This window comes from Tenacibaculum jejuense (assembly GCF_900198195.1).
Taxonomy (GTDB): Bacteria; Bacteroidota; Bacteroidia; order Flavobacteriales; family Flavobacteriaceae; genus Polaribacter; species Polaribacter jejuensis.
Genome location: NZ_LT899436.1, coordinates 4,420,641 through 4,447,100 on the forward strand (window position 1 = coordinate 4,420,641; position 26,460 = coordinate 4,447,100).

Below are 26,460 nucleotides of genomic sequence, written 5' to 3' on the forward strand. Positions count from 1 at the left end.
TTCCAATATTAAATAAATGTTAACTTTTTTAACGATCCTTTAAGAATTTTTGGCTCGTTTTAGTTTTAAGGACTATTTTTTTAAGAATTTTTTAGCTAGTTCTTTCCCTAATTCTACTCCAAATTGATCGTAAGAGTATATATTCCATATGATACCTTGTACAAAAATCTTATGTTCATAGAGAGAAACTAATTTTCCTAAAGAGCTAGGAGTTAATTTGTCAAATAAAATTCCATTACTCGGTCTATTTCCTGAAAATACTTTATAAGGTAATAAAGAGTTAATTTTTTCCATGTTTCCAGAAGCTTTTAATTCTAAATGAACTTCTTCTTTTGTTTTACCAAAAGCTAGTGCTTCCATTTGGGCATTGTAGTTTGCCATTAATTTATTGTGATGATCTTCTAAACCGTGTAACGATTCTTTAAATCCAATAAAATCTGTTGGTATTAACTTTGTTCCTTGATGTACTAACTGCATGAATGCATGTTGCATATTTGTACCTGTACTTCCCCAAACAATTGTTCCTGTTTGATAAGTGATTTCATTTCCATCTCTATCAATTCCTTTTCCGTTACTCTCCATAACAGCTTGCTGAAGATAATCTGGAAGTTTTGATAAGTATTGTGTATATGGTAAAATCGCTTCGGTTTCTGCTCCATAGAAATTGTTATACCAAACGCTTAACAATGCTAAAATTACTGGTATATTTTCATCAAACTCAGTAGTTCTGAAATGGATATCCATTTCTTCTGCTCCGTTTAATAATTCTCTAAAATTATCAAATCCTACAGCTAAACTTATTGATAAACCTACTGCAGACCATAAAGAGAATCTTCCTCCAACCCAATTCCACATTGGAAAAACATTATTTTTATCAATACCAAAATCATAAACTGCATCTAAGTTTGTAGATACAGCAACAAAATGTTTAGCTACATCGAAAATTGATCCTGATTTTAAAAACCAATTTTTAATTGTATTCGCATTACTAATTGTTTCTTGAGTTGTAAATGTTTTTGATACAATTACAAAGAGCGTTGTTTCTGGGTTTAATTTCTTTAATACTTCTGAAACATGATCTCCATCAACATTAGAAACAAAGTGTGTATTTAATTTATTCTTGTAAAACTTTAATCCTTCAACAATCATATCTGGACCTAAATCTGACCCTCCAATACCAATGTTGACAACATCAGTGATAGACTTTCCTGAGTATCCTTTCCACTTTCCAGAAATTACTTTATTACTAAAAGCTCTAATTTTTCTTAATGCGGTTTGAACTTTTGGCTTAATATCTTTCCCATCGACTAAAACTGGCTCTTCAGAAGTACTTCTTAGTGCTGTATGTAGTACTGCTCTACCTTCTGTAACGTTTATTGTTTCTCCAGTAAAATATTTTTCAATCGCATCCTTTAATTCAACCTCATTAGCTAATTCTACTAGTAAATCTAAAGTTTCTTTTGTAATTCTATTCTTAGAAAAATCAACTTCTAAATCATTAACTGTAACAGAAAAATTTTCTTTTCTATTCGCATCAGTCCTAAATAATTCTTTTAAGTTTAAGTTTTTTGATACTTCAAAATGATCTGTTAATTTTTTCCAAGTTTCAGTTTGTGTTGGATTATAGTTCTTCAAAGCCATGGATTGGTTAATTTTTAGCGATAGTTTTATCCTCTTCTGTTTTTTCTAATTCTTCTGTTTCTAAAACATCTTCAATAACAGGTAAAGGAATTTTATTTAGTTGTTCTTTTAACGGATTTATAAACTCAAAATATTTTGGTTTAAGGCTATCTACCATTGGTTTAGCAGTAGGAAGTTTTTGACGGAAAGGATCTACTTGTTTTCCATTCTTCCAGAATCGATAACACACATGAGGACCACTTGTATTTCCTGTCATTCCAACCCAACCAATAATATCTCCTTGTTTTACATACTCTCCAACACGAACTTTACGTCTTTTCATATGTAAATATTGAGTAGTATAGGTACTATTATGTTTTACTTTCACATAATTTCCATTTCCTCCTCTTCTTGCAGATTCTACTACAGTTCCACTTGCGGTTGTCATAATTGGAGTTCCATAAGCGGCAGCAAAGTCTGTTCCTCGGTGAGGTCTTACTTTATTTCCATATAAGGCTATTCGCCTTCTTAAATTATATCTTGAAGAAATTCGATATTGGAATTTTATTGGTGATTTTAAAAACTGTCTTCTTAATAATCCAGCCTCATCATCATAGTAATCTACATCTCCTTTTATAGAATCTACTACATAACGATATGCATACAACTCATTTCCTTTATGATTAAATACTGCTGCTTTTACCTTTCCATATCCAACAGGAACAGTGTCATTTATAAATTTCTGTTCAAATATTAGTTTGAATGTATCATCTTTTTGAAGTCTATAAAAATCTACCGTCCAAGAATAAATATCAGCTACTTCATTAGCCAAAGTTGAACCGTAACCTAAAGTATCTAAAGCCTGAGAAAAATTATCTATAATTCTACCAGAAACTTCTCTTTCTACAACTTTAACCGGTTCTTTATACGTGTAAGCTTCAATTATAGAATCTTTAAAATTAATTACTGTAGACTCTATTCTGTTGTGCTTGTAAATAAAAACTTGTGCTGTTTGGGTAGTATCTTTTGATGCTAAAATTGTATAAGGCTTTCCTGCTCTTACTTTTCTAACGTCGAAAGTATCTTTAATTTTAGTTGAGATTGCATTAATTTTTGGATAAAAAACATGATGACGATCTAAAATTATTCCAAAACTTTCTCCGCTTTTTATGGTATCATTAATTACAGTGTAATTATCGATATTAAAACCATATTCAATAACTGGCTCTGGTTCTTTAACTTCTATAACCTCTTCTGGTAGTTCTTCTTCTTTTTCTTTCTTACAAGAAATTGATAAAAAAATAATGATTAAAAAAATGCATGAATAATAGTTAGACTTCACCTCTTAGTTTTTTGCTCCTCTCAATAGACAAATGTACAAATAAAAGCTTTGGTGAAGCCTACTTTAACACAATGTAAACAACTAAAACGATTTAGTCATAAACAACTTCAAACGGATTAGCTAAACCTTTGTAAGCCTCTAACTCTGCTCTTAAAGACCCAACTGCTAAAGAAGCTTTCATTTTAATTGGAATTTTATTTTCATCTGCAGTAATCCAAATGGTTACACTCTCTTCTGCTTTAAAAACTCTTCCTGCTTGTACTAATGGTCTGAATTTTTGAGTTTTAATTTTACCGAATTTAGTTTTGATTGTTTCGAAACCTAAACAGTGTAGTTTGAATGGATAAGATTTCTCATCAAAAAACATAGATACATCAATCTCATCACCTGCTTTAAGATTTTTAGTATCATGACTTCTTAAAAAGTAAAATGTTGAAATCATATCTTGCGGACCACTTACAGCATATGTACTATCTTTCTTTTTAAGAAAATCTTGTACTCGAGCTGTATTTTTATTATGATCGAAAGTAATTTGCTTATCTTTTTTGTAACCTCCTTCGTTGATTTTTCTTTTAAACAACAAAGGTTTTACTTCTGAAGCTTTGAAGTAACTTTCGTATTTGTCTTCTACTTTAAAAAACCAACCAACTACGGCAGCTGTTTTTCCCTCTCCAATAGCATGAAGTACTTTTTCTCCTCCCAGCTCGGTTTCTTGTAATGACAATGTAGCTGTTCCTGCTTTTAAAAAACCACTATAACTCATTCTATATTGTAACCATTCTCCACCTTGAAAAGCTGGTGAAGATCTATCTTGGGAAAAACTTGTAAATACTATATTGATAAACAATAAAAAAATTATCGACTTTCTCATACTTTCAAACTTATAAAAAAAGAATGACAATTATTGTTCCAAAAAATTAATTAGTAATTTAATAACTAAAATTGAACCCTAAACACCACATTTGGAGTAAAACCTAAAGAAAAAGTATCTACCGTGGTTATTCCATCAGTTTGTTCTGATGTATTTGGATCTACTACAAATTCTTTCTCGTACGATCTTCTTAAAATATTTTTTCTGTCGTAAATGTTAATAAAAGAAACTCCTATTTTTGATTTCACTTTACGTTTTTTACTCCAATAAAAATCATATGAAGCCGACGCATCTAAACGGTGGAAATTAGGTAAAGTTCTTCCATTTATATTCGCTAATCTTTGCAATCTTATTTGATCATCGTTAAATCCAGAGTCTACAATATCACTAAATGGCAAGCCCGATCTAAAAGTCCATCCGAGTGACATTTCAAAATTCCCAAATTTCATTTGTTGTGCTACATATACTGCATTAGAAATATTAAAATTACCATTAAACTTACCTCCTTCGTTAAATCCAGAGAAATCAGATTCATTTTCACCAATGGTATAACTTACCCAAGAACTAAAATTATTTGTCCATTTTTTCTTAATTAGAAAATCAGCTCCAATTACCCTAGCACTTCCATTAAATATTTCTTCTCCATTAGTATTATCAAAACCTGTGGCAAGTGTTGTTAATCCGTCAATTTCTCTAAAATAAGCTTCTGCATCTATTAGCCAACCTTTTTTATCAAACAACACACCAAAAGTTACTTGTTTACTTTTTAGAACAGGTATTTCAACACCATTTGAAATTGCCCATAACTCATTCTCTAACCCAAAATCTGAAGTAAAAAACTCTATAATTTTACTAGTATATTGTTGCTTCATTTCTGCGGAAGCATTTATCCAAAATGATGGAAAAAGACGTAATCTTCCATATAATCTAGGTTCAAAAAAAGTTTTATCTAGTAAAGGCATGTAGCTTGCTCTTACACCAACATTTACATTGTACTTTTTATCTTTACTTAATACATATTCTGCCAAAAGTGTTTGCTGATTATTAGACTTTCTGTCTTCATTAAGTAAATTTGAAAAACCGTCATTTTCTTGTACCAAGCGATAAGATATGTTACTATTTGTAAATTGATAGCCAAAATTTAATGCACTTATGTCGTTTAATTTTTGATTAAATATTGTACTAAATGACACTTCTTTTATTTCATTATTTTTAGTTGTCAAATTATAAATGAAATTATCTCGCTTTTTATTTCCATCGTAAAACAATTTGTAATTTGTATAATTTATGTTTGTTTTTTGAGAGAAATTGGCACTCCAGATTTTATCCCAAGTGATACCGTATCCTTCATTTTGAATATCAATAAAATCAAAACGTCGTTCGTTTTCATTATTATTCACCAAAATATACTTCAAATCATTTTTTACACGTATCTGTTGTAGCGAAATAGTATTATTATCATTAGGTTTAAAAATAACTTTGGTATTAAAATCTAGAAAACTGAAGTTATTTTCATCTTCTATAAATGGTTGTTCCTCCGCTAATACTTTTCCTTCATCTAAAACTGTGTTTTGAAATACTTTCTGTGAAAGTTTATCAAACGTTGGTGTATCCAACAAATCAGAAATAGATCTTCTAAATGAAAACTGCACTCCTAATTTTTCACCTATTGGAAAAGAGGTATTTACATCTGCATTTGTAAAATTAAATCCTGCTCCTGCACTTATTTGGCTTGGTATATCCGACATGGTTTCAATATCAATAACTCCAGAAACATGATTTCCATATTTAACATTCGAAGCATTTTTGTACACTTTTACATTATCTACCACGTAAGGATTAAACGCTGAAATAGAACCAAAAAAATGTGATGTATTATACAATTTAATTCCATCAAATAAAATTAGATTTTGATCTGGTGCTCCTCCCCGAATATGAATTCCTGATGCATTTTCAATAGGACTCTGAATTCCTGGTAATTGTTGTGTACTTAATAAAACATCAGCTTCTGTTAACCCAGGCAGAACTCCTTGTTTTCTGGGTGTTAAAACAATCGAACCATCACTATTTTTTGCTATACCCGTTGTAAGATAACTAGAAATAATGATTTCATTTAATGTGTGAGAAGCTTCCTTTATATAAATCTTAGAGCACTTAGTTTGATTTAACTCTGCTACTACTTTTTTAATCTCCTCATAACCAACAAAAGAAAATGTGACTGTGTCTTTTGCTTTTAAACCTTTCAACTCAAAATACCCTTTTGTATCTGTACCTACACCTTTAGTTTTCGTAAATACGGCAGCATCTGCTAATGCTGTATTACTTTTTTCGTCGAAAATATACCCACAAATTTTTATGTTATCTGTTTTTTGTGTTATTGTATAATATCGATCATTTATTTTTTTTACTTCTAATCCTGTTCGGCTTTCTATTTGACTAATTATAACTGACAATAACTCTTGTTTATCATTAAGCTTTATTGACTTATTTTTTATAACTTCTTCAGAAAATGAAAATTTAATATTGAAGTTTTTCTCTATAGAATTTAAAACCTTTAATAACGGTACTTCTTTTTCTTTCTGAGCAAAAAGAAATAGAGAAAATAGAACGAAAATTAGGGATACTCGCGCTTTAATCATTTTACTCTTTAGATCGTAATGTTACTTTTTTACCTTCTTCTAAATTGTAAGTTAAATTCATAGAAGTGGTAATTGTTTTTAATGCTATTTCTAGATCATTTGTTGGAAAACTACCAGAAAAACGTTTATCTAAATCAATATTATTTGAAATTACAGTAGCTCCATAAGTTTTAATTAAACTTTGTACCACAAATCGTAATGGCGTGTTTTTAAAACTACTTTCAAAACTCTTCCAAGTTGGAGAAACTTCAGAAAAATTCCAGCTTTCGAATGCAGCATTTCCAATTTGACGAACTGCATCTCCTTGAGTTAAAATAAACTTTTTTTCATTTCTAGCCACACGTACTTTTCCTTCAAAACAATGCACTTCTAAAAAATTTTTATGCTGGTTAACATTAAATTGAGTTCCTAAAACAGTTACTGATCCTTCAGGAGTTATTACTTCAAATTTACTTCCTTTATTCACTTTAAAGTATGCTTCTCCTTTAAGATTTAACTTTCTATTTTTTTTCCAATCCTTCTTATTGAACTCTAAATATGAATCTGAGTTTAAAACTACTTCTGAATTGTCTGGTAATAAAACGGCTAATTGCTCTCCAAAACCAGTAGAATATGTTTGATTTGTATTGAATAGTTGAAATAAACCAAATAAAAACAACAATGACGCAGCTACTCCACTAATTACATAATATCTATTTAATTTTCGTACTGGTTTTTGCTCTTTTTCATTAAACTTGGTTTTCTCCATAAAAGCATTAAATGACTCATCATTATCAACATAAGGAGTTGAAAACTCTGCAGAAGAATCTAGTATTTTTTTGTATGTAGAAAACTCTTCTGAATTCTCTAATACTAAAAGTTCTTCGGAAGAAATTTTCCCTTCTATAAACTTATTTAACAATATTTCAAATTCTTGATTTTCCATATACTAAATACCTTCTATTTGATTTCTTAATTGCTTCAATGCTTTACTCATTCTTTTTTCAACAGTTTTGATAGATATGTTAAGTAAATCTGCTATCTCTCTATATTTTTTCTTGTCTATTCTATTTAAAAGAAAAACTTCTCTTTCTTTCTCTGGTAATTCGGCTATAGCTGATTCTAACTTTTTTAAAAACTCTTGCTCTTCTAACAAAAACTCTGGATTCTCATTAGTACGATCATTTATATTTTTATTTAATTTTTGATGTTCTAAGACTATTTTTTTATGCTTTACCATGTTTAAAAAAGCGTTAGATGCCATAGTAAACAATAAAGATTTTACTGTTTTAAATACTATAGTTGAACATTTTTTCCATATTGTCATAAAACAATCCTGTATTATATCTTCAGCTACATCAATATCTCCGCATTTGTAATACACAAAATTTCGTAATGCTGTTGCATTCGTTTTATATACTTGTTCGAACACCTTCGAATCACATAATGATTTATCTCCTACTTCCATTACTGCAAAAATAACTCCTTTTATCCCAACAAGTATTATTTTTTAACGTTCATTATTGAAAAGCAGAGCTTTAGAAAGAAAAGAATCAAATCGCTCTGCTTTTACTTAAAGAATTAATTCACTTATAATTATTCTTTAAATTACTAAGTTCTGGGTTTTCAACTACTAGTTACCTCCGTTGCCATTATCACTTCCTCCTTGGTTGCCATCTTGACCTCCATTTCCATTATCACTTCCTCCTTGGTTGCCATCTTGACCGCCGTTTCCATTGTCATTTCCTCCTTGGTTTCCATCTTGTCCTCCATTTCCATTATCATTTCCTCCTTGATTTCCATCTTGACCGCCGTTTCCATTGTCATTTCCTCCTTGGTTTCCATCTTGTCCTCCATTTCCATTATCATTTCCTCCTTGGTTACCATCTTGTCCTCCGTTTTCATTGTCATTTCCTCCTTGGTTGCCGTCTTGACCTCCGTTTCCTTTATCACTTCCTCCTTGATCGCCATCTTGATCTTCTCCAGAAACAAGTCTCACTAATGTTATATCGTCAATTGCAGCAGAAGAACCTACAATTCTAACTATAACACTGTATTCTCCAGCATCTATAGATGTTGGTATTATTCCAGAAAAGTCTACCCATCCATCTTGGTTTATTTCTGCCGAAAATCTTACTAGTACATCTATAAAATCAGGATCATTACTAAAGTCATTATTTGAATTCGCATGCTCGATAATAACATTTAACGTATAGTTGTTATTTTCCCATTCTGTGAAATCACCTGGCATATAATATCTAAAAGATAATTTACCTTCTCCTTGATTTAAACCTTCTTCAAGGAAAAAATCAGTTTTCACTACAGCCTCAAAGAAACCTCCACAAGATCCCATATCAAGTCCCATAAAATTAGTATCATTTCCTTTAAAATCATACCCTTTCCATTCAGTAAAATCTTCTGTTTGTCCTCTAAATAGAGTTCCACAAGTATCTTCCGTTTGACCTCTATCTATTACAGGTTCGTTTTCAGGAAAATCTCCAATAGCATGAGTTATAAAATTTTCATTCCCTTCTTCAAAATCTAATTTAAAAATTAGTTGTTCTTGATTTGGTTGTTCGTTTTCAATAGGTGTTAATTCAGAATCAACACAACTAACAAACACAGCTAAGCTAATTCCTAAAAAAAGTGTTCGAAATTGTTTCATTGTAAATATTTTTTTGATGTTACAGATTTAATACAACTCAGTCTTTTTTTACCCTACAGGTTTTGTTAAAATAAATTATTATCTGTTTCAAAATAAACCCCTAAAACTGTCAACATTAATGATATTAACAAGCAAAATTCTCCAAAATGTCCCATAATTATCTATAAAATTTGTTCCCTTGTTATTAATACAACACTGCATTAAAAAACCCTATGTTTATTTTGCTATATATTTTGTTAGAGCAGTTAACTCTTTTTGTTTAAATTTATGTGGTAAACTTTCTATTCTTGAAAATGAAAAATTTATATTTCTTATTATTCACTACTATTTTATTGAGTTCCTGTAGAGTTTCTAACAACGAAAAAAAGAAAACATCAACAACAAATACTCATACAAATAATGAACTGACTAGTATTATTAATGCTATAAAGCAAGATGCTAGTAAACATTTGAATATTGAGAAAAAATTAACTGATGATGAAGTTTCAAGTATTGAAAAGAAAATTGGAAAGTCACTTCCTGAAACTTATAAATACTTCCTTAAAACTATTGGTGCTGGAGCAGAATTAATTTATTATCAACCTATAGATGATATTAGAAGATATAGTTATTTGAGTTCTTACAGAGAATTAAATCAAAAAATTGAATTAGTTAATGAAAAGTATGTCCCTTCAAATTCACTACTTTGTTTGATGAGTGAAGATTCTAATGGTGGCTCTTGGGTTTGGTTAACATCTGAAAAAAAAGAAAATAACGAGTGGTCTTTGGCTTATTTTGACATAAAAGACCAAAAGTTATATTTTAAAGTAACCAATTTTACTGAATGGTTAAAGCTTCTATATTCTTCTAAAGGAGAAGTAATTAGAGAACTCGACAAGAATCATATTCTAGGGTTAGGATAATACCTAAAAAGTTCCCCAATTTTCTAACTCTTCGTTACTCCATAAATACGGGAAGAAAACTCTTTTTTGATATTTAGGATGTAAATATTTCCTCCAACTACTTCCACCTGTAGCTTCTAAATCGGTATCGTTCCCACCTAAATATTTTCCTGCAGCGTTATAATGTGCCATAACCCACTTTACATTTACTGTGTAATCGTAATGACGCATTGCCTTAATTAAAGCTTCATCTTTTTGAATATCTTCTGGAAGCTGTTGGAATTTTTTAGAAAGATTGATATCGTTATAATCTTCCATAAACTCCATAAATTCACCCATATATTTCTTTTCAAACAACTTTAATAATGTTGTTTTCTGACCTGTAGTATAATTTTTCCCAGCTGCCTGCCAATATAAATGATCGTACGCATTTTTAAATGAAGAATTACGATCTATAGTATCTCTAAATCGAATATCTATTAAGTTGATTAATTCTGTAGATGCAAATTCAATTTTTCTATACTGAGCGCTTTGAAAGCCACTTGCCGGAGTTAATGTATTTCTAAATTTAAGATATTGCTCTACGTCCATTCCATCTCCCATAACATCAAACGAACTACATAAAACATCAAAATATCTACTTATTCTCATTAAATGTTTTGAGAATTTATCTGCGGAAATTTCTACACTTTTCGCTACTTGATCAATTTCCCAAAGAATCATTTTAAACAAAAGCTCATTTACCTGATGATACATAATAAACACCATTTCATCTGGTTGCGTAGTTCTAGGGATTTGCAATCCTAATAAAGCATCAGTTTGTATATAATCCCAATACGTTATTGGTTTACTCCACAATAAACCTTCTAACATTGCTTCAACAGGAACTCCTAATTTATCGTATTTTTCTTCAATTGCTTTTAATAATTCTTCTCGACTCATTGGTTTCATTTAGACTAAAGAATAAAAGAGCCAAGATACGAGACTTTCGTCATTTTAATGTGCTTTGCTCATTTTTAACAGTAAAAAAAGAACCAAGAAAAGTTTTATGTTTTCTTGGTTCAGTTCCTCAATTCTATATATCTATAGCGTTCCTCTTCTTTGTTGTTCTCTTTCGATTGATTCGAAAAGAGCTTTAAAGTTTCCAGCTCCAAAACCTCTTGCTCCCATTCTTTGAATAATTTCGAAGAATAATGTTGGTCTGTCTTCTACTGGTTTTGTGAAAATTTGTAATAAATATCCTTCCTCATCAGCATCTACTAAAATTGATAATTCTTGTAATTTAGAAATATCTTCTTTCATCATATCTCTATGAACCCCTAAACGTTCAGGAATCATATCGTAATATGCTTGAGGTGGTGGTGGTAAAAATTCTACCCCGTTAGCTTTTAACTGTGAAACTGTTTTGATGATATCATCAGTTGCAACTGCAATATGCTGCACTCCTTCACCTTCATAAAAATCTAAATATTCTTCTATTTGAGATCTTTTAGCAGCTTTTGCTGGCTCATTAATTGGGAATTTAACACGTCCATTTCCATTACTCATTACCTTACTCATTAAAGCAGAGTATTCTGTATGAATTTGTTTATCGTCAAATGATAAGAAGTTTTCAAATCCCATTACATCTTCATACCATTTTACCCATTTGTTCATTTGACCCCAACCAACATTTCCTACCATGTGGTCGATATATTTTAATCCTGCTGATGGTGGATTATAATCTGATTTCCAATCCATGAATCCAGGCATAAATGTTCCTTTATAATTCTTACGCTCCACAAACATATGTACAGTTTCTCCGTAAGTATAAATTCCAGAACGCACTACTTCTCCATGTTCATCAGTTTCTACAGTTGGCTCCATGTAAGATTTTGCTCCTCTTTTTGTAGTTTCTTCCCAAGCAGAACGAGCATCTTCAACCCAAAGTGCTACAACTTTAACTCCGTCTCCATGCTTAACGATATGGTCATTAATTGGTGATTTACTATTTAACGGAGTTGTTAATACTAAACGAATCTTATCTTGTACAAGTACATAACTTACTTCATCTTGAGATCCTGTTTCTAAACCTTTATAAGCTAAAGATTGGAAACCAAATGCTGTTTTATAAAAATGGGCTGCTTGTTTTGCATTACCTACATAAAACTCTACATAATCTGTTCCTAAAAGTGGAAGGAAATCTTGTGCTCCTTCAAATATTTTTTCTAAACCGTAGTTTACTGATTTTATATCTTTATTACTCATCTTAATTCTGAATTTGAATAGAGAAGTTAGAATAGAGAGAAGAGACTTTATAGTTTATTTTGAAAACTCATTGTCATTTTTTGAAACTCTGCTAACTTTTCTTCAATATTATTTAATTCTTCTTGTGTTATATCTTTTCTTTTAAAGGCAATTATCATCTGAGTTTCTAGTTCAAATGAAGAACCTAAAGCTATATCTATGAAATGAGAAAATGATTTATCTGATCTCGATGACCCCTCTGCAATATTACTTGGAATCGAAATTGAACATCTATTAATTTGAGATATTAATCCAAATTTTTCTTCTTTTGGAAATTTTTCCGTCATTATAAAAACCATATCTACTATTTCAATACCTATTGACCAAATTTTAAGATTCTTATAATTATGTCTTTTCATTCCAAGTTTTGTCTATTCTCTAATATCTCTTTTCTCTTTTCAATAAAAAATTTACTCAAGCCAAGACTGATAATACGTATCATCTGCAATTTTCATTGCTTCTTCTGTTACCATTAATGGTTTAAACGTGTCTACCATTACTGCCAACTCTTCTGTTTCAGTCTTTCCGATACTTCTTTCTGTTGCTCCAGGATGTGGTCCGTGAGGAATTCCTGCTGGATGTAATGAAATATGTCCAGCATTAATATCATTTCTACTCATAAAATCTCCGTCTACATAATATAAAACTTCATCAGAATCGATATTACTGTGATTGTATGGAGCTGGAATTGCTTGTGGATGATAATCGTATAATCTTGGCACGAAACTACAAATCACAAATGCATCTGTCTCGAAAGTTTGATGTACAGGTGGCGGTTGGTGCACTCTACCTGTAATTGGTTCAAAATCATGAATTGAGAATGCATACGGATAGTTAAATCCATCGTAACCAACAACATCAAAAGGATGTGTCGCATATACCATTTCTATAATTTCGTCTTGCTTTTTAATTTTAATTACAAAGTCACCTTTTTCGTTATGTGTTTCTAACTCTTCTGGCTGACGAATATCTCTTTCGCAAAACGGTGCATGTTCTAATAATTGACCAAACCAATTTCTATAACGTTTTGGTGTATATACTGGTCTGTATGATTCTACAATAAATAAGCGATTATCTTCTGTATCAAAATCTAACTTGTAAATCATACCGCGAGGAATTACTAAGTAATCTCCATATTTGAAATTTATATTCCCCATATGTGTTCTTAATTTTCCTGTTCCTCTGTGTACAAAGATTACTTCATCTGCATCTGTATTTTTATAGAAATAGTCGTTTGTAGATGATTTTGGTGCTGAAAGAATAATATTACAATCTGAATTCGTCAAAACTATTTTTCTACTTTCTAAATAGTCTTCGACCTGAGGCACTTGAAAACCTCTAAAACGATACGATTGAATATTATTTTTCTTTGCGATTTTAGGAGCTACAGAATATTGTTTTCTAATTTCTTTTACCTGAGTTGGTCTGTGCTCGTGATATAAATTTGATGACATTCCATCAAATCCTATAGTACCAAATAACTGTTCATAATACAAACTCCCGTCTTCTTTACGGAATTGTGTATGACGTTTTGGTGGAATTTTTCCTAATTTATGATAAAAAGGCATAAGCCGATAGTTTTATTTGTTAATGATATAATGTGTACTTAAAATCTAACAAAATTGATTAAGCATTACATTTTCAAATAGATATATTGATCCATTAACCTATCACTCAGGGTTTCGCTTGATTAAAAATTTTAAGTGTGCTAGTAAGCCTAACCAGAACATTCTTAGCGATTTAGTTGTTTGTCTTACAAATATAATAAAAAGAATGTGGATTACAGACTGATAAAAGTCTCTCTACTAAGAATTCCTAAAAAACAAAAAGTCCGAAGTTATTAACTTCGGACCTAAGCATATTGTTATGCATCAAATTACTCTTTTGGTAATCTTTCGTCGATCATTTTTAATGGCATTCCTTCCATTAAATCAAATACATCGATAATACTTCTCATTGTATCTTCTTCTTCTGATTGTTCAGAAATAAACCATTGTAAGAATACTTCTGTTACAAAATCATCCTCTTTTCTAGCTGTTTTAAAGATATTGAAGATTGACTCTGTCACATTTATTTCTTGATCTAATGAAGTTTCGTAAATCGCTCTAAGGCTTTCGAAATCATTGTTTACATTTTCTACACTTGGAGAAATTGCTGCTCCACCATTATCGTTAATAAAAGTAAATATTTTCATTGCATGCTCTCTCTCTTCTTCAGCTTGCTTGTAGAAAAACGATTTACTGTTTACTAATTCTCTCTGATCGCACCATGAAGCCATAGCTAAATAAGATGCAGAGGCTTTCATTTCTAATGCTATTTGACTATTTAGTAAATCCATAACTACAGGATTTATTGTCATTTGTTTTCTTATTGCTGTTTTCATGATATTCTAATTTTGCTTAATACAAAAATACAATAATATCAGGCTGTAAAAAACTGACATTCAAAATTTAAAGGAAGTCTAAATAAGTATATTATTTAGATTGAAACTGATTTAAAACTGTAAAAAAACGAATCTATGGTGTTTCTTAAGTTTAAAATTTGGGGAATATCTAAATAGATTAAATGTTGTTTATCTGCGACAAAAAGTAGCACAAAATTCTCTGAATCAATAATATCATACAAAGCTTCTGGTTTTGTAAGATTGTACACATTTTTTCTCAATTGTAGTAATTGAGGAAATGATAAAGGGATTCTTTTATTGACAGTTTTTAACTCGTATTTACAAAACGTGATCTCTTTAAGATCTATTTCGTACTCAACATTTACATCTACATTCATATTGCAAATGTAACACTTATTTAGAATAAATTAAAATTAACTTTCAGGAGCCATTTCAACTTCTAATCCATCAAGTTCTGGAGTCATGTGAATTTGACACCCTAAACGGCTGTTATCTTCAACATAAAAGGCTTCAGCGAGCATTGCATCTTCATCATCAGACATTTCAGGAAGTTCGTGTTCAGATTTCACATAACACTGGCAAGAAGCGCACATTGCCATTCCCCCACAAATACCGACTGTTCCTTCTGGAGCTAATTCAAAGGAACGAATTACTTCCATCAGGTTCATATTCATATCTGTTGGTGCTTGTACTTCGTGTGTAACACCTTCTCTATCTGTTATTTTTATTGTAATATCTTGATCTTCCATGTTAAATAAAGTAATCTATTCCTAGCAATTTATGTATAGGAGTTAAAATAATAATAGTAATAAATGTGAATAAGAGTAATTTACTAAAAGGAGAAAGGTTCTGCTCAGTTTTAGTATCTGTTGTGTACTCAATCTTTTCTATTAAAAAAATGTTTTTACTTGAACGATATATTGATGTACCTCTTGTAAGTGATTTTAATTTTCTCTTGATTTTGAAACTCACTTTCCTGTAGTAATTAAAATAGAAAATTGATATTAATAAACAGGGTAAAGTTAGTATATCTGAGTACTTAAGAATAGTTTCAAACGACATGATTGTGTTAAATATTATCACTAACGAAATAAAATTTACTATCCTAAAAAGAATCTTTGAATAGTCAATATAGTGTTTGTTTTTATCCCATTCTTTTCTTTCTAAAAAACTATAATAGTTAATGAGAATAACTATAAAAACTATTGATATTAAAGCAAAAAATAGTAAAATTCTTGTACTTAAAACCTTATCAAAAAAATACGTTGAAACTAAATTTAACTCTATCATTTCAATTCTTTTTCTTTCAACTTTTTTCGAAGCACTTTCGCTCGCTTATCTTCTCCGTCGTGACTCCAACCTGGTGAATTAAAAATATAATTCAATTTATCAGACCATTTATCGGCTCGTTTTACATCTTTCCATATAGCGGCGTATTCATGTGTAGCAACTTTAACAGGATTAAATGTTTCAATATTTACTGTTAAGCCGTAAACTGGCTGATCAATTTCTTTTAATTCTTCAGAAAAGGTACCAAAAATACGATCCCAGATAATTAGAATTCCTGCATGGTTACAATCCAAATATCGAATATTGGACGCATGATGAACTCGATGATGAGATGGTGTGTTGAAAATAAATTCGATTGGTTTTGGTAATTTATCTACCAATTCTGTATGCACAAAAAACTGATAAATTAAACTTACGCCCATCATGGTGAACATCATTAAAGGATCAAATCCTAATAATGGAATCCATAACCAAAAGAAAAACTTGTGAACACGTTCTCCAACACCTTGGCGTAATGCTGTTCCCAAATTCATATAAATAGATGAATGATGTGGCACATGACCTGCCCAAAACAAACGAACTTCGTGATTTAATCGATGAAACCAATAATATGAAATATCATCAGCAAAAAATAATAGTAACCAAGCCCACCACTGACGATGAACAACATCTTGTAAAGGACTTAATTGATACAAATAGAAAAATACAACAAATGCCAATACTTTTGGTATAAATTCAATAACTGCTGAAAATAACATCATTACTAAAGAAACTGTAGTGTCTTTACCATGATACTTTTCTTTTGCAAACCAATATTCTACTAACATAGAAACAAAGAAAATTGGCAATGCAAAATACAAGAGTTTATCCTGTGACAGTTGTTGTATATATTCTGTAATTGTCAACTTAATTTATTGCCTTTACTACAGCTTTTGGTGCTTCTTTTTTAGTTCCGTCAAAACCTTGCACACCACCAACTGTTGTGTATTTCATTACATATTTTTTATCTGGAAAAATCCTTTTGAAAGCACTTTGACACATTAAAGTAGCTTCATGGAATCCACATAAAATTAACTTTAGCTTACCTGGATATGTATTTACATCTCCGATGGCATAAATTCCAGGAATATTAGTTTGATAATCTAATGCATTGTTTACTTTAATTGCATTTTTCTCAATCTCTAATCCCCAATCGGCGATCGGTCCTAATTTTGGTGATAATCCAAATAAAGGAATAAAATGATCTGTGTTGATCACGAAAGGCTCTTCTTCTTTCTTATGAACTTCTACTCCTTCAACTTTACCATCACCAACAATTGCTTTAACCTCAGCTGGAGTGATTAAATTGATTTTTCCTTCGTTCTTTAATTTTTGTACTTGATCTACAGAATCTAAATGACCTCTAAATTCGTTTCGTCTATGAATTAACGTAACAGAATTAGCAACATCAGCTAAGAAAATAGACCAATCTAGAGCAGAATCTCCACCACCAGCAATAACCACATTTTTACCACGATACATTTCCGGCTCTTTAATAATATATTCTACTCCTTTTCCTTCGAAATCTATTATATTACTAATAGGTGGTTTTCTAGGCTCAAAACTTCCTAAACCACCAGCAATAGCAACTACTGGTGCATGATGTTTTGTCCCTTTATTTGTGGTAACGATAAATGTTCCGTCTTCTTGTTTTTCTACAGTATCTGCACGTTCTCCTAGAGTAAATCCTGGTTCAAATTGTTTAATTTGCTCCATTAATTTATCTGTTAAATCACCAGCTAAAATCTCTGGATATGCAGGAATATCATAAATAGGTTTTTTAGGATAAATCTCAGAACATTGTCCACCCGGTTGTGGTAACGCATCAATTAAATGACAACGTAATTTTAATAGACCTGCTTCAAAAACTGTAAACAAACCTGTAGGACCGGCACCTATAATTAGTATATCGGTTTTAATCATAAAAGTAAATTTTTAGGCTACATTAATCACTTCTTCAATCTCTGGAGCATGTCTTTTGATTGTTGCTTCAACACCATTTTTTAGTGTCATCTGGTTGACTGAACAACCGCTACAAGCTCCTTCTAATTGTACTTTTACGATATTGTTTTCTACTGATAAAAGCTTAATATTTCCTCCATCACTGATTAAGAATGGACGAATTTCTTCTAATGCTTTTTCTACTTTACTTTGTGTTTCTACTGACATAAACTAACTTATTTTGTACTGCAACCACTCATGGTAGTAATTCGTACTACTTCTGTTGGAGGTAAATTTGCATTTCTTTTTAATAACTGTGACACAATTTCTTGTGTAATTTCTTTAAAAGAAGCTTCAAGTTTTGTTCCATTTTGTAACGCAACTGGATGACCAACATCACCTGCTTCTCTTATACTTTGAACAATTGGAATTTCACCTAAGAATTTTGTTTCTATATCTTCAGCTAAATTCTTAGCTCCATTCTGACCGAAAATATAATATTTATTTTCTGGTAATTCTGCAGGTGTAAAATATGCCATATTCTCAACAATTCCTAAAACAGGAACGTTGATTGCTTCTTGTTGAAACATAGCCACTCCTTTTTTAGCATCTGCTAGAGCAATATTTTGTGGCGTACTTACTACCACTGCTCCAGTAATTGGTAATGCTTGAACAATTGATAAATGAACATCACCTGTTCCAGGAGGTAAATCTATCAATAAGAAATCTATTTCTCCCCAATCTGCATCAAAAATTAATTGATTTAAAGCCTTAGAAGCCATTGGCCCTCTCCAAATCACAGCTTGATTAGGATTGGTAAAGAAACCTAATGATAATAATTTTACTCCGTAATTTTCAACAGGTTTCATTTTTGAGCGCCCATCAACTTTGACTGATAATGGTCTTTCACGTTCAACATCGAACATAATGTGTTGCGAAGGTCCGTAAACATCTGCATCTAAAACACCCACATTGAATCCCATTTTCGCTAAACTTATTGCAACGTTTGCAGTAACTGTAGATTTTCCAACTCCACCTTTACCCGAAGCAATTGCAATAATATTTTTAATGTTAGGAATTTCTTTCCCTCGGATTTGATTTACCTCTTCCTTTGGTTTTACTTCTGCTTTTACGTTAACTTTAACTTCAACGCTATTACTTACATTTTGATGGATTGCTTTTTTAATTTCTGTTTCCACCTTTTTCTTAGCTTGTAAAGTTGGGTTTCCAATTACAACATCTACAATTACTTCATTACCAAAAGTAACTACATTCTTTACATTATCATTTTCAACTAAACTTTTTCCTTCTCCTGGAGCAGTTATTGTTTCTAATGCGTTATATATATCTTGCTTTTTAAAGCTCATTATGTTTTGTATTAATTCTACCAACAAAGATACCATTTAAGCTCCAGATATTAAAGCTTATGAATTGTGATTGTTTATAGCTCAATAAGCTTTAATAATCACTTTATTTTTAAATAAATAAACTATAATTCCTTCATTGGATCCCAAAATACTTTTTCTAAATCTTGTATTTGATTTTCTATAACTTCTATTCCTTCACTTTCTAATAACTGTTGCATTAAATTTGTTCCATCAAAATGATGTTTCCCTGTAAGAATACCTTTTCTATTTACAACTCTATGTGCTGGAACCTCTTTACCTCCTGAGTTATTCATTGCCCAACCTACCATTCTTGCAGAACGGGCAGCTCCTAAATATTTTGCAATTGCTCCGTAACTTGTTACTCTTCCGTGGGGAATTAATCTTGCTACTTCATATACTTTATCAAAAAAATTTTTAGAATCTTCCATGCTTTAAAAGTACAATTTTATTAATGTTACTATTGCTAAAAAACCTGTAATTATACTCATTAACGGATTAAAAAACACCATTACTTTAGTCACTTTAGCTTCTATCTTTTTAATAAGTAAAATATAACTTGAAAGAACCGCGACTACACCTAATGAAGTTCCGATTCCAAAAGACAACAAATAGTCATATTCTTGAGATAATAAACCTTTAGCGATGAAGAATGAATATGCTAATGCGAAAAAAGGAATTGCAAACATGTTTATAAAAGACAGTTTGATTCCGTAAGAAAAACAAGTTTTTTGATTACAAACTTGCTGTACTTTTTCCCTTGACGAGAATTCCTTATTTAGGTAGAAAAAAGATAGATATACAAAAACAAGAACTGCTATATTTTTAATCCACAATAATATATCTGGAAATTTATGAATTAATCGAATCACGATCAAACTCAATAAAAACTGAAAGAAAACTACAATCGCTGCTCCAAAAATAAAATGTCTTGCTGATTTTTTATTTTCATCAATAAAAATTTTACCTACAGTTAAATTTAGCATACTTGGTGCTGCAAAACCGAAGTAAGAAGTGATAAAACCAAGAATAAAATGAAGTAGCATTTTTAAAACTATTTGTTAATAGTTTTAGACGCTGTAATAAAAGAAAACTTTCTTGAGAGTTATAAATACTTAACTAGTAATTCAGCTTAAATTTGACATATGTAATTGGCTTACCTTTTTCTAGGTATTGTTTCTCATAAAAAGTTTGTGTTCCTGTAACTTCTTCTGGAGAGTAGTGATTTTTATACACATCGTGGTTTGCATGTAAAACTTCATGACCTTCACCATGTAAAAGTCCTAAGGTGTAGCCATGCATAAATTCACTATCTGTTTTAAGATTTATGACACCATCTGGCTTCAAAATATGATGATATCTCTTAAGAAAACTAGTATTTGTCATACGATGTTTAGTTCTCTTATATTTTATTTGAGGATCTGGGAAAGTAATCCAAATTTCATGCACTTCATTTTCAGCAAAAATAAAATCAACTAATTCTATTTGTGTTCTGATGAAAGCAACATTATTCATGTCGTTTTCTAGAGCGGTTTTTGCACCTCTCCAAAAACGTGCACCTTTAATATCGATTCCTATAAAATTGAATTCTGGATTCTTTTCTGCTAATGCAATAGTATATTCTCCTTTACCACATCCTAATTCTAAAATAATAGGATTATCGTTTTTAAAAAATGTATTCCACTTGCCTTTAAGAGAAAAGTCGTTTACAACTTCTTCTCTTGTAGGTTGAATAACATTAGCAAAAGTTTCGTTTTCTCTGAAACGTTTGAGTTTGTTTTTACTTCCCAATATAAAATAGCTTAAGCTTAGGCTCTATCTTCTGTTCCTTCTCTCTTAAATTTAAGAGCTTGAGAAATCCAGTAAGAAAGTAATGCAATAAGTATGAATAAGAAAAACCAATTGATAGCATTAGAAGTCCACCAACCAGCACTACTTTTTGCAAGAGATGTTCGAATCCATTCAAATGGAATGAATAAAACTTGAAAAACCTCACCTATAAGTCTAAAAATATTTAATCCTAACATATCTTGATTATCTTTACGCCTGCAAAAATATAAAAAGAAAAAATGTTAACCAACTTTTTCAGTACAACTAAACCGGTAAATTCTATGTTTATCATAGGATTATTTGCTTGTTATGTAGTTACTAGTTTTTTTACAAACTATATTGATGTGGTTAACATTCCTCTTTTCTTGTGGTTTTTAACACTTTTTGGGATTGTAAACTTTGTGAATTCAAGAAACAATCTCACTTTCGACAACTCTTATTTTTTCTTATTTTTTTGTATTCTTCTAGGTTTTTTTCCTGAAGTTTTTAAAATCAACACGCTCTTTTATTCTAATCTCATTCTAATAATATATATCAGAAGAGTATATAGTTTTCAATCTTCAAAAAATATCATTAAAAAGTTATTTGATAGTGGGTTTTGGATTGGTATTTCTTTTTTAATAGAACCTTATACTTTGTTGTTTTTCCCCTTAACTTTTATTGGGATTTTAGTTCACGAACACATTGATGTTAGAAGGATTTTTACCCCAATAATTGGTTTTTCAGTACCAATAATTCTCTATTTTACGTATTGTTTTTGGTATTCTGAATTAGAAAATTTTTATAATTTATTATCGTGGAAAACAAATTATGATTTTAGTATATACAATACTTCAAGATATATCATCTTGTTTAGCTTACTTTTAATTTTAATCACTTTAGCTTCGATACTTAAAACGCCGAAAACTTTTAGAGTAAAAAATACTTTTAGAAAAAGTTGGATTTTAATTTGCTTTCACTTTTTCTTTTCTTTGGTATTAGTTGTATTGTTAAGTGAAAGAAGTGGTACTGAACTACTTTATATTATTTTTCCTGCAGCTCTTATTATAGCTAATGGTTTCGAGTTGTTTCAAAAAAAATGGTATTCAGATATTATTTTAATTGGAATTCTCTCGGCATCATTATTATCGTATTTTTCTTGATTACATTTTTTTGCCGAAAGCTAAATCACCTGCATCTCCTAAACCTGGAACAATATATCCTTTAGCATTCAAATTTTTATCAATATCTGCAATCCATAAAGAAGTATTAACCGGAAAGTGATTTTTAATAAAATCTATTCCATCTAATGACCCAATTACTGAAACAATATGAATTTCCTTTGGTGTTCCATAATTCTTTAATGCCGTATAAACTGAGACTAAAGACCTACCTGTGGCCAACATCGGATCAATAAGTAGAACGGTTTTATTTTCTATGGGTGGTGAAGCAAAATACTCTACAATAATTTCAAATTCTTCCGTATTATTTGGATGGTAACGGTATGCAGATATAAAAGCATTTTCAGCATCATCGAAATAATTTAACAACCCATTATGAAGTGGTAAACCTGCTCGTAAAATTGAACATAAAACAACTTCATTATCTGGTAAGTTAACTTGTTTAGCTCCTAAAGGCGTATTGATTTTTTGAGTTTTATATTTAAGATTTTTGCTTAATTCATATCCTAAAATTTCTCCAATCCTTTCAATATTTCTTCGAAATCGCATACTATCTTTTTGAATAGTTTTATCCCTTATTTCTGTAAGAAACTTATTAAGAATAGAGTTTTTGTGTGCTAAATGGAATACTTTCATTGTTTTTTTAGGAGCTCTATTTAAATGTTAATTAATCTATAAAATTAATCATAGGTTTCACATATAAAAATTTACGGTACAAAATTTGGTAAAAAATGACAAAACTGAAACGAAACTACTATGAAACGAAAACTACTATTATTAGTATTTATTCCCTTTTTTTTATGCAGTCAAAGTACTTTAAGTAATGCTAAACAAAGTTTAAGCAGCAGCTCTAGTTCATCATCTAGCAGTAATTCAAATGATGATTCAGACGATGATGATGACATTAATTTTTTTTCCGCTTTTTTCGGAGAAATTTTCTTAGATGTCTTTTATTATGCTAGTCTTGGTGTTTTCATTGGAGAACCCACAGAAACAGCAATGAATCCCTATCCCTATTACAATGATAAAGAAGGTGAATATTCTATTAGCTTAGATGGAAACCTTAAAAAACAAAGCCTAAAATTAGGCACAAACTATTTAGTTAACCGCGTAAGAGGAATTGAATTTAACGCAGTATACAAACCTGTTTATTTAGTTGGAGTTGAACTTTCTCACATTAACTTTTCTGAAAACACATTATTAAACTCAGAATCTTTAAATATTACATCTGTAAACTTAAATTATTACAGAATTAGAAATCGTAATATATCTATGTGGTGGGGATTGGGAGTCACTTATGTCGGAAATGGTGTAAATACTGCTGGAGTTTCTTATAATTTTGGTACAGATATTTATCCTGCTAAACCAATTAGTCTACACTTGGGTTGGAAACAAAGTTTTATTAATGATAATTCTGTAAATGTATTTAAAGCTCAGGCTAAATATCACATAAAAAAAACAGCTCTTTATACAGGATATCACAACTATAAATTAGGTAGTGAAACTGTATCTGGATTGGTATTTGGATTGGAGTATACATTTTAAACTAAAAAAGATTCCTGCATATGCAGGAATCTTAAAATATACTTCATTTTGCATAGCATTTTATCAAAACAAAACTTGTTTTAATTACTTCTTCTTCGTTCTTCGTCGTTACCGAAATTTCTGTCTTTTACTTTTATCTTTTTATTTCCGAAACTATACGCTAAAGAAACTCTGAAATTTCTATTACTTTCATTTTGTCCGTATACTTGTTCAACACCATCCACTACAGATGTTAAATTATTTAAGGCACTTGTATTAAAAATATCATTAGCAAAAACAGAGAGTTTTATATTGTTTTTAAAATCGTGTTGATACCCTAAAGACACGCTATACATTTCTCCAACACTAAACAAACCTCCGCTGTACGCAGAACTATACCATGAGTTCACTAAAAATTTTGATTTTTCTGACAATGAAAATGTATTATTAGAAGCTATTCTTACTTGCACTCCATTTCTTGGCTTTGCTCCTATTTCTTTTTGAAATGTTGAATAATACCCTAAAATATTGATGCTATTCTGACTTTGCCACCATGAATTTGCTTTAAAACTATAGTTCTCAGAAATTCCATAATTATATTGTGTGATATAGTTATCACGAGTCACTATTTGAGTTTCTGCAACAGGATCTGAAGTAAAAATTACTCCAAAACCATCTGTAGTAACATTTAAAAATACACTTGTGTTTAAATTTCTTTTATAAGAATGTGACAACTCAAAACTATCTGTGAATGATGGCTGTAAAAAAGGATTTCCTTCTCCGAAACTATTATCATTAATATAATATCTAAATGGATTTAAATCTGAAAATCTTGGTCTATCAATTCGTTTTCCGTAAGAGAAAGAAAAAGCATGATGATCATTTTTTCTATAGGATACATACAACGTTGGAAACAACTTTGTAAATTCATTTTCTATCTCTTGATTTGTTTGCTCACTAATTCCTTTTGTATTTGTATTCTCTAAACGTAATCCTAACTTCAATTCTAATTTTGAATTTAAGTTTGTACTTGCAGATATGTAAGCTGCCAAGTTATCTTCTTGGTATTCGAAATTATTCGATCTTGTTGGATCTAAAACCGGATTTCCAGAAAGTGTATCAAAGAACAAAATATTACTTTTTGTAGTTGTAAAACTTGCCTTTCCTCCAAACGATAATTGAACTTTATTTATTGGATAATTCACATCTATTTTCGAACTATAGTTTTGAATATCCTGATCTGAAATATTTAATGCAGCCGATGATATTCCCATTGAATTCCCGCTATTATCAAACACTTCTGTTGTAAAATCTCTATCATTTTTAGAATTGTAATTAAAATAATCTGCGTCTACAGAAATTGATCTTCCCAAAGAATCTAGTTTTGTTTCTGCATGAAAATTTAAGGTGTTGTTTTTTCTATTAATACTATTATCTCCCTTGTTTTCAATAAATCGATCTAATTGTTTGTTCTCATCAAAAACTGTTGATATTACTGTGGTAAATCCTCCTGGTTTTCTGGCATTTCCTAAATATTGAATTCCTAAAGATGTATGATCTGAAACTTGATAATCTAATTGAAATCTTCCTGAAAAATTATCTGTTCTTTCTTTAGACTCAATAGCAATATCCCAAAAGTTTTGTGGATACTGAATTTGTAAATCCTCTGTATGTCTGTAATGCCCTTTTGTAGCATTTATACTTGCAACTACAGATAAATTATTCTTATTGTAAGAAAAGTTGTTTCGAAGTGAACCGAAATTATATCTGTTTTGATTGTAAACAGCTCTAACAGTATTATTCCAAGAATTTTGCTTCGATTTCTTTAAAATGATATTGATTAAACCTCCTCTACCAGAAGCTTCATATTTTGCTGGCGGATTTGTAATAACTTCAATTGTTTTTATATCGTTTGCATTTAAACTTTGCAAGAAAGCTGTTAACTCCTCTCCTTCTAAAGGTGATAAGCGGCCATTAATTAAAACTCTAGAAGGTCCTTTTCCTAAAATTTCTAAAGTTCCGTTTTGTACCTGAACTCTTGGCGCAACATTTAAAATATCTATACCATTTCCTCCTTCGGCAACAACACTTTTTTCTACATCAAAAACTAATCGATCTACTTTTTGTTGAATCACTCTTGTTTTTGATTTTATAACTACCTCTTCTAAATTTTCACTGTCTTCTAGTAATGTGATTGTTCCCAAATCGATAGTATTCGTTATCAAAATCTGTTTTTTCCAACCTTTATACCCTAAAAAAGAAATTGTAATCTCATAGTTTCCTTTCGGACTTTTAAGTGAAAAAATTCCATCATCGTTAGAGTTTGTTCCTGCAATAACTTTTCCTGTAGCATCTTTTAAAACTACATCTGCAAATGCAATATTTCCTAATGCATCTACAACTTTTCCTTTTACTTGTTGTGCGTAAACTAATACTGATAAAAATAATAGTGTTACTAAAGCTAAACGTTTCATGTTTTGTGTTTTTTTGTTTTGATGACACAAAAGTGCTTTAGATTCCTATTTTGTGCGACCGACAACATAAAGTCGAACCTTTTTCTCTTCTAAAAATTGGTTCGACTATTTTTTTAAAACGTTCGACTTT

The 26,460-nt window shown here is 30.4% G+C and carries 27 protein-coding genes; 3 read left to right on the forward strand and 24 right to left on the reverse strand.

Annotation, left to right across the window (positions count from 1 at the left end):
- Positions 1–72 precede the first annotated feature (72 nt).
- The 7 genes from pgi to AQ1685_RS19395 all read right to left on the reverse strand — a co-directional run bounded on the left by pgi (position 73) and on the right by AQ1685_RS19395 (position 9,116).
- On the reverse strand, positions 73–1,641 hold the full coding sequence (gene pgi / locus AQ1685_RS19365; protein ID WP_095074788.1) for a glucose-6-phosphate isomerase: 1,569 nt from the start codon (positions 1,639–1,641) through the stop codon (positions 73–75).
- Between the two features lie 7 nt (positions 1,642–1,648).
- Positions 1,649–2,962, reverse strand: a complete 1,314-nt coding sequence (locus AQ1685_RS19370; protein WP_231970218.1) for a peptidoglycan DD-metalloendopeptidase family protein — start codon at positions 2,960–2,962, stop codon at positions 1,649–1,651.
- 91 nt (positions 2,963–3,053) lie between these two features.
- Positions 3,054–3,833, reverse strand: coding sequence for a DUF3108 domain-containing protein (locus AQ1685_RS19375; protein WP_095074789.1), 780 nt, complete (start codon positions 3,831–3,833; stop codon positions 3,054–3,056).
- A gap of 65 nt (positions 3,834–3,898) precedes the next feature.
- Positions 3,899–6,472 carry a TonB-dependent receptor gene (locus AQ1685_RS19380; RefSeq protein ID WP_095074790.1) on the reverse strand — a complete coding sequence of 858 codons (2,574 nt, stop codon included), beginning with the start codon at positions 6,470–6,472 and terminating at the stop codon, positions 3,899–3,901.
- Position 6,473: 1 nt separating this feature from the next.
- On the reverse strand, positions 6,474–7,397 hold the full coding sequence (locus AQ1685_RS19385) for a FecR family protein (RefSeq protein WP_095074791.1): 924 nt from the start codon (positions 7,395–7,397) through the stop codon (positions 6,474–6,476).
- 3 nt (positions 7,398–7,400) lie between these two features.
- On the reverse strand, positions 7,401–7,919 hold the full coding sequence (locus tag AQ1685_RS19390) for an RNA polymerase sigma factor (RefSeq protein WP_095074792.1): 519 nt from the start codon (positions 7,917–7,919) through the stop codon (positions 7,401–7,403).
- 165 nt (positions 7,920–8,084) lie between these two features.
- A complete protein-coding gene (locus AQ1685_RS19395; protein ID WP_095074793.1) occupies positions 8,085–9,116 on the reverse strand; it encodes a hypothetical protein in 1,032 nt (343 codons plus the stop codon).
- A gap of 293 nt (positions 9,117–9,409) precedes the next feature.
- Here AQ1685_RS19395 and AQ1685_RS19400 point away from each other — a divergent pair, with 293 nt between their 5' ends.
- A complete protein-coding gene (locus tag AQ1685_RS19400) occupies positions 9,410–10,018 on the forward strand; it encodes an SMI1/KNR4 family protein (protein WP_095074794.1) in 609 nt (202 codons plus the stop codon).
- A gap of 3 nt (positions 10,019–10,021) precedes the next feature.
- Here AQ1685_RS19400 and AQ1685_RS19405 read toward each other — a convergent pair whose 3' ends face one another.
- The 15 genes from AQ1685_RS19405 to AQ1685_RS19475 form a co-directional block, all read right to left on the reverse strand.
- Positions 10,022–10,939 (reverse strand): tryptophan 2,3-dioxygenase family protein, encoded by a 918-nt coding sequence (locus tag AQ1685_RS19405; protein ID WP_095075127.1) that lies wholly within the window; start codon positions 10,937–10,939, stop codon positions 10,022–10,024.
- A 141-nt stretch (positions 10,940–11,080) separates the two neighbouring features.
- Positions 11,081–12,244: a 4-hydroxyphenylpyruvate dioxygenase gene (gene hppD / locus AQ1685_RS19410; protein WP_095074795.1), complete on the reverse strand. Its 1,164-nt coding sequence runs from the start codon at positions 12,242–12,244 to the stop codon at positions 11,081–11,083.
- A gap of 47 nt (positions 12,245–12,291) precedes the next feature.
- The gene (locus tag AQ1685_RS19415; RefSeq protein ID WP_095074796.1) at positions 12,292–12,642 is read right to left on the reverse strand and encodes a four helix bundle protein; all 351 of its coding nucleotides are present in this window, start codon (positions 12,640–12,642) and stop codon (positions 12,292–12,294) included.
- Positions 12,643–12,693: 51 nt separating this feature from the next.
- The gene (locus tag AQ1685_RS19420) at positions 12,694–13,851 is read right to left on the reverse strand and encodes a homogentisate 1,2-dioxygenase (RefSeq protein WP_095074797.1); all 1,158 of its coding nucleotides are present in this window, start codon (positions 13,849–13,851) and stop codon (positions 12,694–12,696) included.
- A 308-nt stretch (positions 13,852–14,159) separates the two neighbouring features.
- The gene (locus AQ1685_RS19425) at positions 14,160–14,666 is read right to left on the reverse strand and encodes a ferritin (protein WP_095074798.1); all 507 of its coding nucleotides are present in this window, start codon (positions 14,664–14,666) and stop codon (positions 14,160–14,162) included.
- Between the two features lie 95 nt (positions 14,667–14,761).
- Complete coding sequence (locus tag AQ1685_RS19430; RefSeq protein WP_095074799.1) at positions 14,762–15,064, reverse strand: hypothetical protein; 303 nt, start codon at positions 15,062–15,064, stop codon at positions 14,762–14,764.
- A 36-nt stretch (positions 15,065–15,100) separates the two neighbouring features.
- Complete coding sequence (locus tag AQ1685_RS19435; protein ID WP_095074800.1) at positions 15,101–15,436, reverse strand: 2Fe-2S iron-sulfur cluster-binding protein; 336 nt, start codon at positions 15,434–15,436, stop codon at positions 15,101–15,103.
- A gap of 537 nt (positions 15,437–15,973) precedes the next feature.
- Complete coding sequence (locus AQ1685_RS19440; protein WP_231970219.1) at positions 15,974–16,882, reverse strand: sterol desaturase family protein; 909 nt, start codon at positions 16,880–16,882, stop codon at positions 15,974–15,976.
- Position 16,883: 1 nt separating this feature from the next.
- Entirely contained in the window at positions 16,884–17,939 is a 1,056-nt protein-coding gene (locus AQ1685_RS19445; protein WP_095074803.1) for an NAD(P)/FAD-dependent oxidoreductase, read from the reverse strand.
- A gap of 12 nt (positions 17,940–17,951) precedes the next feature.
- On the reverse strand, positions 17,952–18,185 hold the full coding sequence (locus tag AQ1685_RS19450; protein ID WP_095074804.1) for a NifU family protein: 234 nt from the start codon (positions 18,183–18,185) through the stop codon (positions 17,952–17,954).
- Positions 18,186–18,193: 8 nt separating this feature from the next.
- On the reverse strand, positions 18,194–19,324 hold the full coding sequence (locus tag AQ1685_RS19455) for an Mrp/NBP35 family ATP-binding protein (RefSeq protein WP_095074805.1): 1,131 nt from the start codon (positions 19,322–19,324) through the stop codon (positions 18,194–18,196).
- Between the two features lie 122 nt (positions 19,325–19,446).
- Positions 19,447–19,773 (reverse strand): MGMT family protein, encoded by a 327-nt coding sequence (locus tag AQ1685_RS19460; RefSeq protein ID WP_095074806.1) that lies wholly within the window; start codon positions 19,771–19,773, stop codon positions 19,447–19,449.
- A gap of 3 nt (positions 19,774–19,776) precedes the next feature.
- On the reverse strand, positions 19,777–20,388 hold the full coding sequence (locus tag AQ1685_RS19465; protein WP_095074807.1) for a hypothetical protein: 612 nt from the start codon (positions 20,386–20,388) through the stop codon (positions 19,777–19,779).
- Positions 20,389–20,461: 73 nt separating this feature from the next.
- Complete coding sequence (gene trmB / locus AQ1685_RS19470; RefSeq protein WP_095074808.1) at positions 20,462–21,133, reverse strand: tRNA (guanosine(46)-N7)-methyltransferase TrmB; 672 nt, start codon at positions 21,131–21,133, stop codon at positions 20,462–20,464.
- A 17-nt stretch (positions 21,134–21,150) separates the two neighbouring features.
- Positions 21,151–21,369 (reverse strand): DUF6341 family protein, encoded by a 219-nt coding sequence (locus tag AQ1685_RS19475; protein WP_095074809.1) that lies wholly within the window; start codon positions 21,367–21,369, stop codon positions 21,151–21,153.
- A gap of 42 nt (positions 21,370–21,411) precedes the next feature.
- Between AQ1685_RS19475 and AQ1685_RS19480 the strand changes: the two genes are divergently transcribed.
- Positions 21,412–22,314, forward strand: a complete 903-nt coding sequence (locus AQ1685_RS19480) for a DUF6427 family protein (RefSeq protein WP_095074810.1) — start codon at positions 21,412–21,414, stop codon at positions 22,312–22,314.
- Here the strand turns inward: AQ1685_RS19480 and upp are convergent, their stop codons facing one another.
- Complete coding sequence (gene upp, locus AQ1685_RS19485) at positions 22,315–22,968, reverse strand: uracil phosphoribosyltransferase (RefSeq protein WP_095074811.1); 654 nt, start codon at positions 22,966–22,968, stop codon at positions 22,315–22,317.
- Positions 22,969–23,088: 120 nt separating this feature from the next.
- Between upp and AQ1685_RS19490 the strand changes: the two genes are divergently transcribed.
- Complete coding sequence (locus AQ1685_RS19490) at positions 23,089–23,877, forward strand: hypothetical protein (RefSeq protein ID WP_095074812.1); 789 nt, start codon at positions 23,089–23,091, stop codon at positions 23,875–23,877.
- A gap of 80 nt (positions 23,878–23,957) precedes the next feature.
- On the opposite strand, the gene AQ1685_RS19495 is transcribed toward AQ1685_RS19490, so the two are convergent.
- On the reverse strand, positions 23,958–26,330 hold the full coding sequence (locus tag AQ1685_RS19495; RefSeq protein WP_095074813.1) for a TonB-dependent receptor domain-containing protein: 2,373 nt from the start codon (positions 26,328–26,330) through the stop codon (positions 23,958–23,960).
- Positions 26,331–26,460: the final 130 nt, after the last annotated feature.

Bases quoted from the DNA above. Each gene is read 5' to 3' on its own strand.
- pgi (WP_095074788.1), bottom strand. From the start codon at position 1,641: ATGGCTTTGAAGAACTATAATCCAACACAAACTGAAACTTGGAAAAAA.
- AQ1685_RS19375 (WP_095074789.1), bottom strand. From the start codon at position 3,833: ATGAGAAAGTCGATAATTTTTTTATTGTTTATCAATATAGTATTTACA.
- AQ1685_RS19380 (WP_095074790.1), bottom strand. From the start codon at position 6,472: ATGATTAAAGCGCGAGTATCCCTAATTTTCGTTCTATTTTCTCTATTT.
- AQ1685_RS19385 (WP_095074791.1), bottom strand. From the start codon at position 7,397: ATGGAAAATCAAGAATTTGAAATATTGTTAAATAAGTTTATAGAAGGG.
- AQ1685_RS19390 (WP_095074792.1), bottom strand. From the start codon at position 7,919: ATGGAAGTAGGAGATAAATCATTATGTGATTCGAAGGTGTTCGAACAA.
- AQ1685_RS19395 (WP_095074793.1), bottom strand. From the start codon at position 9,116: ATGAAACAATTTCGAACACTTTTTTTAGGAATTAGCTTAGCTGTGTTT.
- AQ1685_RS19400 (WP_095074794.1), top strand. From the start codon at position 9,410: ATGAAAAATTTATATTTCTTATTATTCACTACTATTTTATTGAGTTCC.
- AQ1685_RS19405 (WP_095075127.1), bottom strand. From the start codon at position 10,939: ATGAGTCGAGAAGAATTATTAAAAGCAATTGAAGAAAAATACGATAAA.
- hppD (WP_095074795.1), bottom strand. From the start codon at position 12,244: ATGAGTAATAAAGATATAAAATCAGTAAACTACGGTTTAGAAAAAATA.
- AQ1685_RS19415 (WP_095074796.1), bottom strand. From the start codon at position 12,642: ATGAAAAGACATAATTATAAGAATCTTAAAATTTGGTCAATAGGTATT.
- AQ1685_RS19420 (WP_095074797.1), bottom strand. From the start codon at position 13,851: ATGCCTTTTTATCATAAATTAGGAAAAATTCCACCAAAACGTCATACA.
- AQ1685_RS19425 (WP_095074798.1), bottom strand. From the start codon at position 14,666: ATGAAAACAGCAATAAGAAAACAAATGACAATAAATCCTGTAGTTATG.
- AQ1685_RS19430 (WP_095074799.1), bottom strand. From the start codon at position 15,064: ATGAATGTAGATGTAAATGTTGAGTACGAAATAGATCTTAAAGAGATC.
- AQ1685_RS19435 (WP_095074800.1), bottom strand. From the start codon at position 15,436: ATGGAAGATCAAGATATTACAATAAAAATAACAGATAGAGAAGGTGTT.
- AQ1685_RS19445 (WP_095074803.1), bottom strand. From the start codon at position 17,939: ATGATTAAAACCGATATACTAATTATAGGTGCCGGTCCTACAGGTTTG.
- AQ1685_RS19450 (WP_095074804.1), bottom strand. From the start codon at position 18,185: ATGTCAGTAGAAACACAAAGTAAAGTAGAAAAAGCATTAGAAGAAATT.
- AQ1685_RS19455 (WP_095074805.1), bottom strand. From the start codon at position 19,324: ATGAGCTTTAAAAAGCAAGATATATATAACGCATTAGAAACAATAACT.
- AQ1685_RS19460 (WP_095074806.1), bottom strand. From the start codon at position 19,773: ATGGAAGATTCTAAAAATTTTTTTGATAAAGTATATGAAGTAGCAAGA.
- AQ1685_RS19465 (WP_095074807.1), bottom strand. From the start codon at position 20,388: ATGCTACTTCATTTTATTCTTGGTTTTATCACTTCTTACTTCGGTTTT.
- AQ1685_RS19475 (WP_095074809.1), bottom strand. From the start codon at position 21,369: ATGTTAGGATTAAATATTTTTAGACTTATAGGTGAGGTTTTTCAAGTT.
- AQ1685_RS19480 (WP_095074810.1), top strand. From the start codon at position 21,412: ATGTTAACCAACTTTTTCAGTACAACTAAACCGGTAAATTCTATGTTT.
- upp (WP_095074811.1), bottom strand. From the start codon at position 22,968: ATGAAAGTATTCCATTTAGCACACAAAAACTCTATTCTTAATAAGTTT.
- AQ1685_RS19490 (WP_095074812.1), top strand. From the start codon at position 23,089: ATGAAACGAAAACTACTATTATTAGTATTTATTCCCTTTTTTTTATGC.
- AQ1685_RS19495 (WP_095074813.1), bottom strand. From the start codon at position 26,330: ATGAAACGTTTAGCTTTAGTAACACTATTATTTTTATCAGTATTAGTT.